We start from the raw sequence: 13,628 nt of genomic DNA, 5'->3' as shown, positions 1-13,628 counted from the left end.
GTGCATAAAATGAGTACTTATCAGCCTGTGAGACATCATTTCTCATGGTGAAACACGGTTATTATAACAAAGCCCCTAGTTGTAGTAAAACGACATTTTGGACTATTCCTGCACCCTATACCCTTTCATCCTTGTATCACGGCACCTTTTCTTCATCAATCGAAGATTTACGGTCCTGCCATTTGAAAAGGCACTAATCCAACATGATTGGACCAGTGCCTTTTGCATGATTAATTTGAACTTTTACCTTCAAGTTTATGCTTAATGACTTCGCCGTGCTTCACGGATAACTCGGCTGCCTCAGTCCTGTGATTTGCTCGTTGCAGTGCGGCTTTTGCACGTTCGGTCTGAACATCGTCTGCATGTTCAGCCAAGCGTTTTTCTGCGCGCTCTTTAGCAAGGCGAACGCGATCGAGATCGAGAAAGGAACCAATCTCAGCAGTTTCTACAAGAAGTGTGATGCGATCTGGCATCACTTGTAAAAAACCTTCGCTAACAGATAAGAAATCTTCTCCTTCTGCTAATTTCACTTTGATCACACCAGGCTTTACAGTCGTCGCAAGTGGTGTATGGCGAGGTAAAATACCAAGCTCACCACCACCTCCGCGCAAAGACAGCATATGAACCTCCATGTTAAGCACAACGCGGTCAGGTGTTACGACTTGTAACGGTACAGTACTCAAGCCGACACTTCCTTTGTGCAGTGGAACTTATCCACTCATGATTTTGAACGGAACTCTAGCATGCATCAAACATCCGTGAGTTAGGACGTATAGCCGTCTACAGCCGCTTTCTCCAAAACTTCTTCAATTGCTCCACAGTAACGGAAATAGGACTCTGGAATCTCATCGTGTTTGCCTTCTAATATTTCTTTGAAGCTGCGAACTGTATCTTTAACAGGTACATATTTACCAGGAATCCCTGTAAACTGTTCACCGACAAAGAATGGCTGTGACAAGAAGTTTTGGATTTTACGAGCGCGCGACACGATCATTTTATCCTCATCGCTTAACTCGTCCATCCCAAGAATAGCAATGATATCTTGCAGTTCACGATAGCGTTGTAGCACTTGCTGAATGCCGCGTGCCACTTGATAGTGCTCTTCACCCACGATGTCCGGAGACAATGCGCGCGATGTTGAGGCAAGCGGATCCACCGCTGGGAAAAGACCCATGGAGGAAATCCTGCGATCAAGGTTTGTGGTAGCATCTAAGTGAGCAAATGTATTAGCTGGTGCTGGATCTGTATAGTCATCAGCAGGTACGTAGATCGCTTGAATCGAAGTAATCGATCCTTTTACAGTCGATGCGATACGCTCTTGCAATTGACCCATTTCTGTTGCTAGCGTTGGTTGATAACCTACAGCAGATGGCATCCGTCCAAGTAATGCAGACACTTCAGACCCTGCTTGAGTGAATCGGAAAATGTTGTCGATAAAGAACAATACATCGCGTTGTTCCACATCGCGAAAGTATTCAGCGATCGTAAGTCCACTTAAAGCAACACGTAGACGTGCACCCGGTGGTTCATTCATCTGTCCGAACACCATGCTTGTCTTATCGATAACGCCTGAATCTTTCATTTCATGATACAGGTCATTACCTTCGCGTGTTCTTTCGCCTACCCCTGCAAATACAGAATAGCCGCCATGCTCTTTTGCGATATTGTGAATCAGCTCTTGAATCAATACCGTTTTACCAACACCTGCACCACCAAAGAGTCCAACCTTACCACCTTTGATATAAGGTGCCAACAGGTCGACTACCTTAATGCCTGTTTCAAACACTTCTGCTTTTGTACTCACATCAGCAAACGCTGGTGCCTCACGATGGATTCCCCAACGCTCTGTCACTTCTACTGGGCCTGCTTCATCGATCGGCTCGCCAAGTAGATTAAAGATGCGACCAAGTGTACCTTCACCTACGGGTACTTCAATCGGCTTTTCTGTATCCACAACTTCTGCTCCGCGTACAAGTCCATCAGTAGAAGACATGGCGACTGTACGCAGCATGTTATCACCAAGATGTAAAGCAACTTCTAGCGTTAAATGAACGGGAACATCGCCTTCGATGTCCACCCGTAACGCATTATTGATCGCAGGGAGTTGCCCGCTTTTAAAACGCACGTCTACTACGGGCCCCATCACCTGCACGACTTTACCTGTGTTCAAAAAATCTCCTCCTTAGAGCGATCACTTCAGGGCCTCGGCGCCACCAACGACTTCTGCAATTTGCGTCGTAATGGCTGCTTGCCGTGCTCGGTTTAACACTAGGGTTAACGAGTCGATCATTTCACTTGCCGCATCGGATGCATTGCCCATCGCAGTCATGCGAGCGCCATGTTCACTGGCTTTTGCATCTAGCACAGCCTGATAAACCAGCGTTTCCGCATATTTTGGCAACAATGCTTGCACTAAGGCAACTTCGTCCGGTTCATAGAGAAAATTAATTTTTCTTGTTGCAGTACCCCCACCCATATCGGTTAAGGGTAGTACTTTTCGCACAACGGTCTGCTGCGTTACCGCATTGATAAACTCGTTGTATACCATGTATAATTCGTCAAATTCTTGCGCGCCGTAAGCATGGACAATATCCGACGCTAAAGATGAAATACTGAGATAAGTCGGCGAATCCGGTAATCCCGTTACTTCACCTGCAAGAGGATAGCCTTGTCGCGAAAAAAAGTCGCGACCTTTGCGCCCTACTGAAAAAATAGTATACGTGGCTTTGTCCTTGTTGCGAAACTCTTGAACTGCACGGCGTAAGACGTTTGCATTATACGCACCCGCTAAACCCCGATCGGACGTGATGACCAGATACCCAGTTTTGCGAACCGGCCGCACTGCGAGCAGTGGATGCTTCACAAAGCGAGCAGAGTAAGCAATATCCCCGAGCATCTCTTGCATCTTTTCCAAATAAGGCTTAGAGAGTTGCACCGCTTCTTGCACGCGGCGCAACTTTGCTGCCGCAACCATCTCCATGGCTTTCGTGATTTGTGCGGTATTTTGTACGCTTTTAATGCGGCGCCGTATATCTCTTGGGCTTTGTGCCACTCGATTTCACCACCTTTTACGTGCCATCATAGGGAGTCAAAGATTAGGCGACAAACGTGGCCTTAAACTTCGCCACCGCTTCTTTTAGCAACGCAACGGTCTCATCAGAGAGTGCTTTGGAAGTTTCAATCGCCGTAAAAATTTGTGGATACGTTGAACTGATGTATCCGAGCCACTGCATTTCAAATGAACTTACTAGATTCACTTCTAAGTCATCCACATAACCGTTTACTACAGTCCAGATCGATACCACTTGTTTTTCAAAGGACAACGGCTCGTACTGACCCTGCTTTAAGATCTCTACCGTACGCTCACCGCGTGCCAATCTCAGTTGCGTAGCTTTATCTAAGTCCGAACCAAACTGAGAAAATGCTTGCAATTCCCGATATTGTGCGAGGTCTAAGCGAAGTGTACCTGCAACTGATTTCATCGCCTTGTACTGTGCAGAACTACCGACCCGAGAAACAGATGCTCCAACGTTAATAGCAGGACGCACACCTGAGAAGAATAGATCTGATTCTAAAAATATTTGCCCGTCAGTAATAGAAATCACGTTCGTTGGAATGTAAGCTGAAATATCCCCTGCTTGCGTTTCGATAAATGGAAGCGCTGTGAGCGATCCACCACCACGTGCATCAGATAACTTTGCGGCACGCTCTAAGAGACGAGAGTGTAGATAAAACACATCTCCTGGGAACGCTTCACGACCTGGTGGACGACGTAACAACAAGGACATTTCACGATACGCAGCTGCCTGTTTTGTAAGATCATCATAAATAATCAAGGCGTGTTCGCCTTTATACATGAAGTACTCACCAATGCTACACCCAGCATAAGGGGCTAAATAGAGCAGTGGAGCAGGATCTGATGCGTTCGCTGCGACTACCGTCGTATATTCCATCGCGCCATGCTTGCGCAATGTTTCTACTACTTGTGCAACTGTCGATTGCTTTTGACCTACAGCCACATAGACGCACTTTACGCCATTGCCCTTCTGATTCAAGATCGTATCAATGGCAATAGCAGTCTTCCCAGTTTGACGATCGCCAATGATGAGTTCGCGCTGTCCACGACCAATCGGGATCATAGCATCAATGGCTTTAATTCCGGTTTGCATCGGTTCAAAAACGGACTTACGATCAATGACACCAGGTGCTGGCGACTCGAGTGCGCGGTACTCTTTGGCGTCAATTGGGCCAAGATTGTCGATCGGTTGTCCAAGTGGGTTTACTACCCGCCCAAGTAACTCAGGCCCTACTGGTACCTGAGCAATCCGACCGGTCCTACGAACTTTGTCACCCTCTTTAATCCCCGTTACTGAACCGAGAACGATAACCCCTACATTGTCTTCTTCAAGGTTGAAGGCTAATCCAAAAACTCCATTTGAAAACTCAATCAGTTCGCCTGCCATGACGTTGTCAAGTCCATACAAACGGGCAATGCCGTCACCTACTTGAAGTACAACGCCTGTCTCGTAATCTTGAATTTGAGATTCGAACTGTTCGATTTGTTGTCGAATCAGGGCGCTAATTTCATCTGGTCGAATGCTCAAAAGGTTCCCTCCTTAGCGGCCCGATTGACCAACAATTTTTGGCTAAACTGTGTCAGGGCGCCTCTTACTGTTGCATCTATAATTCGATTCCCCACGTAAACACGATAGCCTGCGATCAGTTCAGGTCGAACGTGTACGACCGCTTGAATATCTTTTCGCAAAGCCACTGCCAAATGTTGACGTAGATCAGCTAATTGATCGCCTTCAAATTCGCGCGCCGTTTCCACCTGTACTTCCAATCGACCTTGCGCCTCATTGGCAAGCAGATGATACGCTGTATAAATCGCAGTCAAATATTCGCCGCGATGACGCGTAAAGAGTAGGTGTAGGAAGTGTAGCAGAAGCTCTGGCAAAGCATCTCCAAAGACGTTTTTAATCACAGTTATTTTAACTTCAGGCGTTAGCACAGGATGCACAAGTAACAAGGCAAAGGATGGATTGGCTTCAATCGCCTGTGCCATCGCACGTAAACTGTGGTCGATCATCTCGACTTCACCATGCGCCTGTGCAGCCTCGTATAACCCAGCTGTATAGCGATGCGTAATAGCTCCTGTTAACATGCTAAGTCACCTAGCATTTTGTCAGCTTCTTGCATCATTTCTGTATGTGTTGCCTGGTCAGCATGAAGGTGTAGCAACTTCTCACTCAGATCCACCGTGAGTGATGAGACGGTGCTCATGACTTGATTCATCGCCTCTACGCGTTCACGTTCAATCAGTTGTCGATTGGATTCTAAGAGACGACCAGCCTCTTCTTCTGCTGCTATAAGGATCTCTCTCGCCTGTTCATCCGCGCGTGAACGCGCTGCGTCGACGATATCTTTTGCTTGTTTTCTCGCTTCATCTAGCAAATGGTGTTGTTCATTTAGGTATTGTTCTGCTTGCAAACGACTCTGTTCTGCTTCTGAGATTTGCCCTTCAATCAATACTCGACGCTGCTCTAACATGCGCGCCAACGGGGCAAACCCGTACGTTTTGATGATCCAAAACAGGATCAAGAACGTCACAATCGATACAATAAACGTTCCGAATTCAAACAATTGTGCCTGTCTCCCCTTTCAAACAGTACGGATCCACGGCTAACTGCCATCTACTGTTACAGTTGCGCTACAATGGACTGATACGGCGAGTTATAGTACGCCTTTTGTAAAGAGCATGATGATACCGAATGCAAGCGCGATAACTGGAAACGCTTCAACTAACGCCACACCGAGCAATGCACTAGCAAAGATCGATCCGCGAGCTTCTGGTTGACGAGACACTCCCTCAACGTACTTGCTCATTACAAGGCCGTCACCTACGCCCGACCCAACTGCAGCAAGCCCCAGCAATAAAGCAACTGCAATGTCAAATAATGCAGGTATAAGATTTGATGTCATTTGTGTACTTCCTCCTCAATCTCATAAACATCTTCCTGTTACCCCTAGGGGTGTACAATCTATGCTCGCCAATCCTTGATTGGCACTATGTGTTATGCGTGATCTGTCTGATCACCATACGACTTATGACCGACATAAAGAGTCATCAAAATGGTAAATACATACGCCTGAATGGTACTAACAAAACCACTGTAGAGTAACCAGATTAAAAGCAGTGGAATACTAATAGGTACCCAGCCAAACAAAAGCGGAATCGTAAGAATAACACCAATCAGTGCTTCTCCAGCAAAAATATTGCCGTAAAGACGCATTCCATGCGTCAGAGGGTTGGTGATCTCTTCGATGATTGCCATTGGATTCCGATAATGCCGAAAATACTGCCTAGGATGACGAAGTCCCTGCGCGTGGCTAAGAATCCACACCATCACTGCCATGCCAAGTGTCATACTCATATTCGCAGTTGGCGAATCAAAGAGTGGCACTTCACCATGTGCTAATGCAAGACTTGACGCCGTCAAACCGAGCCATGGTATCGGATGATCTAAGCGAATGCTAATGGTTGCAATGATTCCCAGCCAGTTAGCAACAAACAAGAAGATAACCATCGTAAATGCGAGCGGTAAAATCCATTGTACCATGCGCTCGCTTGGCATCGTATCCCGTGCCATGTTCGCCGTAAAGTCGATCGCCCATTCGATCAAGTTCTGTAAACCTCTTGGCTTGCGCACATCTAAATTGCGCTGAGCAAGGCGTAGAACAATCAATACGATCAATCCGGTCAATATCATCATCGCGATCGTAACAATATTGATGCGAAAGAACGAATTGTAAAACAAATATGGGAATGCTGGCACTTTCTCACCTACTTTCCCCCAGGAGTTGATCTTTCGTTCTTCGAGAAGCCATAGAGCCCTACGAAGATTAGGACAAAGCCAAGCAAGTAGCCGACAAGAGTGGTGAATGGGTTGACATGAGGAGATTTGACAGCAACAATCATGACCGCGACGAGCACGACAAAACGCGTGAACATCCCGAGCATGCCTGATGCAAAAAGCGCCTTCCCTTCGAGCCCATCGCGCAGATGTCCCTGGCGAACCATGCTATAAAACACATAGGCTCCACCTAATTCACCTAAAAGCAAGCCGTTCATGTCTGATTGTACATTGCGAAAGATCAGCCACGCCAATACGGTCAGGAAAGCAATGCCTACACCGACTCGCTGTACGATACGCAATCGCGCCTGTAATCTCTGGATATCGCTCACGATTTACCACCTAAAAATTGTTTAATCAAGAACGATAAGCCCGATATCCCGACAATCATACCAAACAAAACTCCGATTGCGGTCAACCATGACAGTCCAGTGCGTTCTGCTAGAAGATGCCCCAGGAACCCAAAAACGATCATGGTCACTAACAGTTGTAAAGAGGCTCCAGAAAAAACGGCAACCGCCTTCCACGTGTTAAATGGCGCTGTAGGCTTTTTATCATCCTTGTCGAAGTTCCTCACCGTCCCAAGTTTCGTATCCTTGTGACATGCCTGAATCCCTGCTTATACTACACTACCACAAATTTTATTGTCAACGCTTGAAAGCGGTAGTCATTCGTTTTATAGCAAGGGTTCTAAAGAAAAGCTTAATCTGCTGACTTTGAATCATCATTTATAGCAACAGATACGTTACTCGCACCCATCTTTGTGAACAAATTGCGTCAACATCAGAAGGGCAGCTACTCTTTTTCTCCATCCATGTCCTCAACCTCAGTATGTTCAGCGACAACGTGTAAATAATCATACCCGTGTGTACAATGTTCACAATGAATGCGAACCACCCGTTCCCCTACGGGTATGGATGCATGGTTTATTTTCCCGCAACGCGGGCATTCTGAATCGACTTCCCAGTGTCTATGTGGCATCATGATGTTCCCCTCTCCCCAAATCCTAATCGCGCTTCTTTTACATTCGCTCTACGACCATAGCAACGCCTTGCCCACCGCCAATACACAGCGTAGCAAGACCCATTTTTCCGCCTGTGCGCCGTAACCCGTATAAAAGCGTCACTAACACGCGTGCACCGGATGCACCGATCGGATGACCGAGTGCGATAGCCCCACCACTTACGTTGACTTTGCTCTCATCTAGGCCCAACTCTTGTCCGACCGCGAGCGCCTGTGCTGCAAATGCCTCATTGGCTTCGATCAAATCCATATCGCCAACAGATAGCCCTGATCGCTTCAGCAGTTTTTGAGTCGCATAAATAGGGCCAAGACCCATCACAGCAGGATCTAAGCCAGCAGATGAATAGGCGACAATGCGCGCTAGCGGTTTCAATCCAAGTGCATTGGCGCGCTCTTTGGACATAACGAGAACGGCCGCAGCCCCATCATTTAACCCTGAAGCGTTGCCCGCCGTTACTGTTCCACCCTGTTTAAAGGCCGGACGGAGTTTACTGAGTGTCTCTGCTGAAGTCTTACGCGGGTATTCATCTGTATCAAATACAAGTGGATCGCCTTTTTTCTGAGGTACAGGAACGCTTACGATTTCCTCTTTGAAGTGACCTAATTCAATCGCAGCGAGTGCACGCTCTTGGGACTGTAAAGAAAAGCGATCTTGTTCTGCTCGTGAGATGTGTTTGCGTTCCGCCACGTTCTCTGCGGTGATTCCCATGTGTACATCGTTAAACGCACACCACAGGCCATCGCGTATCATGCTGTCAACGACTTTTTGATCGCCCATACGATAGCCAGAACGTGCACCCTCTAAGAGATATGGGGCGCGACTCATATTTTCCATACCACCTGCAATGACTACGTCTTGATCGCCAGCGCGAATGGATTGTGCCGCAAGCGCGATGGTCTTTAACCCAGAACCACAGACTTTATTGACCGTAAACGACGGCAATTCATAGGGCAATCCGGCTTTTATGGCTGCTTGCCGCGCAGGATTTTGCCCAAGTCCAGCTTGTAACACATTGCCCATGATCACTTCGTCAACAATGTCTGAAGAAACTCCTGCACGCGTGAGCGTTTCTCGAATAACGATGGCACCAAGCTCTGTCGCCGGTGTATTGGCCAAACTACCCATAAAGCTACCAAGCGCTGTGCGAGCCGCACTCACAATGACTGCTTCCGTCATCACCTGCACCCCTTCCACACATTCACGTGAATTCCATAAGATTGTGCAACTCTTATGCAGTAAAAACTATCTTGCTTTTTTAGGTTTTGGCACAAAAAGTTCTGGCCGTTCTCCCTGATTAAAATAATGGCGCAATGCTTGAACAATCCGACGCGATGCAAATCCATCGCCATAAGGACTTGCCGCTACGGACATTCGTTCATATGCCTCTGTATCATCTAGCAGCTCGCGAGTCGCGCGAATAATCTCATCTTGCTTTGTACCGACAAGACGAAGCGTTCCAGCCTCAATGCCTTCAGGACGCTCCGTCGTATCGCGCAACACAAGACAAGGGATACCAAGAAATGGCGCCTCTTCTTGTACTCCACCAGAATCAGTCAGGATCAAATACGCCTTTGCCATAAAATTGTGAGCATCCATCACTTCAAGTGGGTCGATCAACGCAATGCGTGGATGATCACCTAGTATGTGATGCGCCGGTTCCCGCACAGCCGGATTTAAGTGAACTGGATAAATCACATATACATCCGGATATAAGTCCACCACTTCACGGACAGCTGTAAATATTTGCAGCAATCCCTCGCCGATATTCTCTCTTCGATGTGCAGTCATATAGATCAGACGTTGGTTAGCACCTATCTTCGCTAGTTCCGGATGCTCATAATCAGCATGAACGGTTGTACGCATCGCGTCAATGGCAGTATTGCCCGTAATGTAAATACGCTGCTCCTGTTTGCCTTCGCGCAATAAGTTATCTGCAGCAACTTTTGTCGGAGCAAAATGCAAATCTGCGATTACGCCAGTCAACTGCCGATTCATCTCTTCTGGATATGGCGAGTACTTATCCCACGTGCGCAATCCAGCTTCAACGTGACCAATAGCAATCTGCTGATAAAACGCTGCTAGACTTGCAATAAATGTCGTCGTCGTATCGCCGTGTACAAGCACAATATCTGGTTGCACCTCCTCTAATACGGAGGCCAATAACTCGAGCACTTTGGTCGATATTTTTGTAAGCGTTTGACGCGCTTCCATGACATTCAAATCATAATCGGGAAAAACAGAAAATGCGCTAAGCACTTGATCCAGTTGTTCGCGATGTTGCGCCGTCACACAGACGACCGTTTCAAAGTCCGCATTTGCTTGTAGCTCTTTTACTAGTGGCGCCATCTTCACCGCCTCAGGGCGAGTGCCAAATATCGTCATCACCCGTATACGCTTCACCTAATCATCCCCTGGCTATGGTTTATAACGTACCAAATATGCGATCGCCTGCATCGCCAAGTCCAGGCACAATATATCCATGACTGTTTAGACCCTCATCGACCACAACAGCATAAATTTGAACATCAGGGTGATGGCTTTGTACTTTTGCAATGCCTTCTGGCGCTGCGATAATGGAGGCTAACTTAATATGTTTAGCGCCGCGAGCTTTTAACAATCCGAGGGCAGCTGTGGCTGAGCCACCAGTTGCGAGCATAGGATCTAATACAATAACCACACTATCATTCATGCCAGCAGGCGTATTAGCATAATACTCTACAGGCATCAGCGTATCGGGATCGCGATACATCCCGAGGTGACCGACTTTGGCACTAGGGATCCACAACAACATCCCTTCGACCATGCCAAGCCCTGCTCGCAAGATGGGGATGAGTACCACCTCATCACGAGCGCGTACCACCGTAGCTTGTGCAATCGGCGTCTGGATCGTTCGCGTCTCAGTTGCAAGATCATCTGTGCATTCAATGGCTAAAAACGTAGATAATTCTGCAACAATGCGCCGAAAGGTCGAAACATCTGTTGCATGTTCGCGCAACTGCCCGATCTTTTCTAGGGCGAGGGGATGATGTATCTCGCGAATCGGTTTCAAATGACACTCTCCTCATAATGATCGCTTTTTGCACACATATGGTTTTATTATAACAAACAAAAGGAACAAGCTCTACTGCAACTCGTAGTCTGTATCTTTTATGTACGACCTCGTATAGAATGACCTTTCCATGTTAAAATTGATTAGTTATAACGCACTTTTAATGCCATTCTAACTTTTGACGCCTACAATAGCAGAGGATGTCTTGTACATCGTTTGAAGATAAGGAGGATGTTCCATGCAAAAGACTAAGCGCGTGTTGATCTTATCGGCCTCCTATGGAGAAGGTCACCAACAAGCGGCACTGGCCGTGCGCGACGCCATTATGGAAAGTCATCCTAGTCATGAGGTCCACATCATTGACTACATTGAGATGGTCCACCCAAAGTTAAATATCTTTGCTCGTTATTGTTATCTAAAAAGCGTGCGCTTTGCACCAGCTCTTTATGGGCTGTTTTACAAGGGAACCAGTCGCATCACGCCATCTTCGCTCATTCAGAGGCGTTTGAATCATCTTGGATATGAAGAATTAGCTGATTTCCTTCATGCTGAGCGACCTGATGTGATCCTTTCGACATTCCCTACACCAGCTGGCGTGATGTCTGTCCTACGGGAGCATGGATTAGCCAATATTCCTGCGGCTACGGTCATTACCGATCATGCGATACACAGCCAGTGGATACATGCGTATACTGACCATTATTTTGTTGGGTCAGAACACGTGAAACAAGGTCTGATTCTTCGCGGTATTGATGAACGGCGCATCTCTGTCACAGGAATCCCCATTCGTCCGGCATTTCTAGAAGCGAGTAACCGCGCTGGGATTCGCGCAAAACTTGGGCTAGAAGAAGACTATCCGACACTTCTCATCATGGGTGGAGCGTATGGTGTACTGACTGATATCGTCCAGATCTGCGAAGAATTATTTCAATCAGAGTGCCGCATGCAGTTGATCGTCATCTGTGGTCGCAATGATAAGCTGCGAGTACAGATCGAACAGTTATCGAAGGAAGCAACGAATCCAGTTTGGGTGTTTGGATTTACGCGTGAAGTACATGAGCTCATGGCCGTATCTGATCTGATCGTGACAAAAGCCGGCGGACTGACGATTAGTGAAGCGTTAGCTATGGAACTTCCGATGCTGCTGTATCGGCCTATCCCCGGTCAAGAAACGCAAAATGCAGCGTTTCTTGTGAAGTCTCGTGTTGCGGTTCTTGCGCGTACGAGAAAGCAAGTGATTGACCATGTATACCGTTTGTTACGTGACAACGGATCGCTTTTAACGCGCATGCGCGCGAATACAAATACCATTCGCAAAGTCACAGCTGCACGCGAGATAGCAGATAAACTGATTGAATTAGATGACAAAGATGTGCTATACCCTCCACAAGATCATACTTCCACTTTACTGGCGGAACAATCATGAGGGGTATCCCACAGGATATTCGCAAGCCCTTTGTTGCAAGTGCACTCTTAACGCTTATGCTTGTCGAGTTTGTACGTGGTGCGTTAATTTTAGCACTCCTACCCAATATTGGAGTGGATGCACTCGGACTTACTCCTGCGGCCATTGGACTAGCCATTAGTGTCCATTATTTTTTTGACAATATTTTGCGTAGTCCGATGGGTTTTCTAGCTGATCATTTTGGTCAGCGCTTTGTGTTAGTCAGCGGATTAATTGTCGCCGCCATCGGCCTTATTGTTGTGGCTCGGGCCACAAATCCTGTAAGTTTAACGCTAGGTGCGGGCATACTAGGGATAGGCACATCCCCGTTATGGCCTTCAGTGATTACAACTGTAACTGCCACAGCCTCAGAAGAGCAAAAAGCAACGGCAATGGGATACATATACATCGCATGGATTATTGGCGGCGGAGCAGGACCTGTCGTCATTAATTTTGTGTTGAGTTTTTCTTACCGAGCAGCATTTATGTTACTGATCTGCATGCTGCTCCTAGGCGGTATGCTAGCGCTGATCACGAAACCCGAAAAAGAAATCATTCATGGGGACGAGCCATTTTTAGTTTTGATCGAGCCGCGTAGATATTTTGGTGAAATCATCGTAAACTTAAAACAGATTCGGATCTTATTCCCGGGCATGTTCGTGCAGACGTTAGCGATTGGAATTCTCATTCCTGTACTAACCCCTTACGCACGCGTGGTTCTTGGTGTAAGTCCACAACTGCAAAGCGTGGCAATGGTCATCGTGGGAGGTACCACAGCTATTTTTTTACCTATTATGGGGAGATTTGTCGACCGAGTAGGCGCTCGTCCTTTCTTGTCGGGTGGATTTATTTTAGCTGGCATTGGACTTGTTCTGTTTACTCTACAAACAAGCCTCTGGCCTGCCGTTAGTTTTATGCTGTTGCTCGCACTATCCTATGCGATGATTTTACCTTCGTGGAATTCCGTCCTAGATGGGGCCATCGATCGTGAAAAGCGCGGAACGATGTGGGGCGTTTTTATGACGGTAGAAGGATTAGGGACTGCGACTGGGCCGTACATAGGCGGTAGACTGTGGCAAGCATTTGGACCGCAAGCTCCTTTTTGGGCAAGTGCGATTCTGTTAGGTACGATGGGACTTCTCTACTTATTTCTCCGCATCCCAGGCCTAAACCGAGACCTCAAACCGAGCACCTAGC

The 13,628-nt window shown here is 47.2% G+C and carries 16 protein-coding genes; 2 read left to right on the top strand and 14 right to left on the bottom strand.

From position 1 onward, the window contains the following. Positions 1-230 precede the first annotated feature (230 nt). From atpC to upp, 14 genes are all read right to left on the bottom strand, one after another. Positions 231-683, bottom strand: coding sequence for an ATP synthase F1 subunit epsilon (atpC, locus tag MM817_RS08190; RefSeq protein ID WP_241713603.1), 453 nt, complete (start codon positions 681-683; stop codon positions 231-233). 80 nt (positions 684-763) lie between these two features. Next, positions 764-2,170 carry a F0F1 ATP synthase subunit beta gene (atpD, locus tag MM817_RS08185; RefSeq protein ID WP_241713601.1) on the bottom strand — a complete coding sequence of 469 codons (1,407 nt, stop codon included), beginning with the start codon at positions 2,168-2,170 and terminating at the stop codon, positions 764-766. Positions 2,171-2,191: 21 nt separating this feature from the next. Further along, a complete protein-coding gene (atpG, locus tag MM817_RS08180; protein ID WP_241713590.1) occupies positions 2,192-3,052 on the bottom strand; it encodes an ATP synthase F1 subunit gamma in 861 nt (286 codons plus the stop codon). Between the two features lie 43 nt (positions 3,053-3,095). Then, positions 3,096-4,604: a F0F1 ATP synthase subunit alpha gene (gene atpA / locus MM817_RS08175; protein WP_241713588.1), complete on the bottom strand. Its 1,509-nt coding sequence runs from the start codon at positions 4,602-4,604 to the stop codon at positions 3,096-3,098. Beyond that, positions 4,601-5,164, bottom strand: coding sequence for an ATP synthase F1 subunit delta (gene atpH, locus MM817_RS08170; protein ID WP_241713586.1), 564 nt, complete (start codon positions 5,162-5,164; stop codon positions 4,601-4,603). The genes atpA and atpH overlap by 4 nt, the downstream gene beginning before the upstream one ends. Next, a complete protein-coding gene (atpF, locus tag MM817_RS08165; RefSeq protein WP_241713584.1) occupies positions 5,158-5,643 on the bottom strand; it encodes a F0F1 ATP synthase subunit B in 486 nt (161 codons plus the stop codon). Before atpF ends, atpH begins: the two co-directional genes overlap by 7 nt. 90 nt (positions 5,644-5,733) lie before the next feature. After that, entirely contained in the window at positions 5,734-5,982 is a 249-nt protein-coding gene (atpE, locus tag MM817_RS08160; protein ID WP_241713582.1) for an ATP synthase F0 subunit C, read from the bottom strand. A 92-nt stretch (positions 5,983-6,074) separates the two neighbouring features. Continuing rightward, positions 6,075-6,836 carry a F0F1 ATP synthase subunit A gene (gene atpB, locus MM817_RS08155; protein WP_241713580.1) on the bottom strand — a complete coding sequence of 254 codons (762 nt, stop codon included), beginning with the start codon at positions 6,834-6,836 and terminating at the stop codon, positions 6,075-6,077. An 8-nt stretch (positions 6,837-6,844) separates the two neighbouring features. Continuing rightward, positions 6,845-7,246, bottom strand: coding sequence for an ATP synthase subunit I (locus MM817_RS08150; protein ID WP_241713578.1), 402 nt, complete (start codon positions 7,244-7,246; stop codon positions 6,845-6,847). Continuing rightward, entirely contained in the window at positions 7,243-7,491 is a 249-nt protein-coding gene (locus tag MM817_RS08145; RefSeq protein WP_241713567.1) for an AtpZ/AtpI family protein, read from the bottom strand. Before MM817_RS08145 ends, MM817_RS08150 begins: the two co-directional genes overlap by 4 nt. Before the next feature lie 218 nt (positions 7,492-7,709). After that, positions 7,710-7,898, bottom strand: coding sequence for a hypothetical protein (locus MM817_RS08140; protein ID WP_241713565.1), 189 nt, complete (start codon positions 7,896-7,898; stop codon positions 7,710-7,712). 37 nt (positions 7,899-7,935) lie between these two features. Continuing rightward, entirely contained in the window at positions 7,936-9,114 is a 1,179-nt protein-coding gene (locus MM817_RS08135; protein ID WP_241713563.1) for an acetyl-CoA C-acetyltransferase, read from the bottom strand. Positions 9,115-9,180: 66 nt separating this feature from the next. Beyond that, entirely contained in the window at positions 9,181-10,338 is a 1,158-nt protein-coding gene (gene wecB / locus MM817_RS08130; protein WP_336605160.1) for a non-hydrolyzing UDP-N-acetylglucosamine 2-epimerase, read from the bottom strand. Between the two features lie 22 nt (positions 10,339-10,360). After that, positions 10,361-10,987 carry a uracil phosphoribosyltransferase gene (gene upp, locus MM817_RS08125; protein WP_241713562.1) on the bottom strand — a complete coding sequence of 209 codons (627 nt, stop codon included), beginning with the start codon at positions 10,985-10,987 and terminating at the stop codon, positions 10,361-10,363. A gap of 238 nt (positions 10,988-11,225) precedes the next feature. Between upp and MM817_RS08120 the strand changes: the two genes are divergently transcribed. Both MM817_RS08120 and MM817_RS08115 read left to right on the top strand, forming a co-directional pair. Further along, positions 11,226-12,413 carry an MGDG synthase family glycosyltransferase gene (locus MM817_RS08120; RefSeq protein WP_241713560.1) on the top strand — a complete coding sequence of 396 codons (1,188 nt, stop codon included), beginning with the start codon at positions 11,226-11,228 and terminating at the stop codon, positions 12,411-12,413. Further along, positions 12,410-13,627 carry an MFS transporter gene (locus MM817_RS08115; protein ID WP_241713559.1) on the top strand — a complete coding sequence of 406 codons (1,218 nt, stop codon included), beginning with the start codon at positions 12,410-12,412 and terminating at the stop codon, positions 13,625-13,627. Before MM817_RS08120 ends, MM817_RS08115 begins: the two co-directional genes overlap by 4 nt. Position 13,628: the final 1 nt, after the last annotated feature.

This window comes from Sulfoacidibacillus ferrooxidans (genome assembly GCF_022606465.1).
Lineage (GTDB): Bacteria > Bacillota > Bacilli > Alicyclobacillales > SLC66 > Sulfoacidibacillus > Sulfoacidibacillus ferrooxidans.
This window is presented reverse-complemented; position numbering and strand designations above follow the sequence as displayed.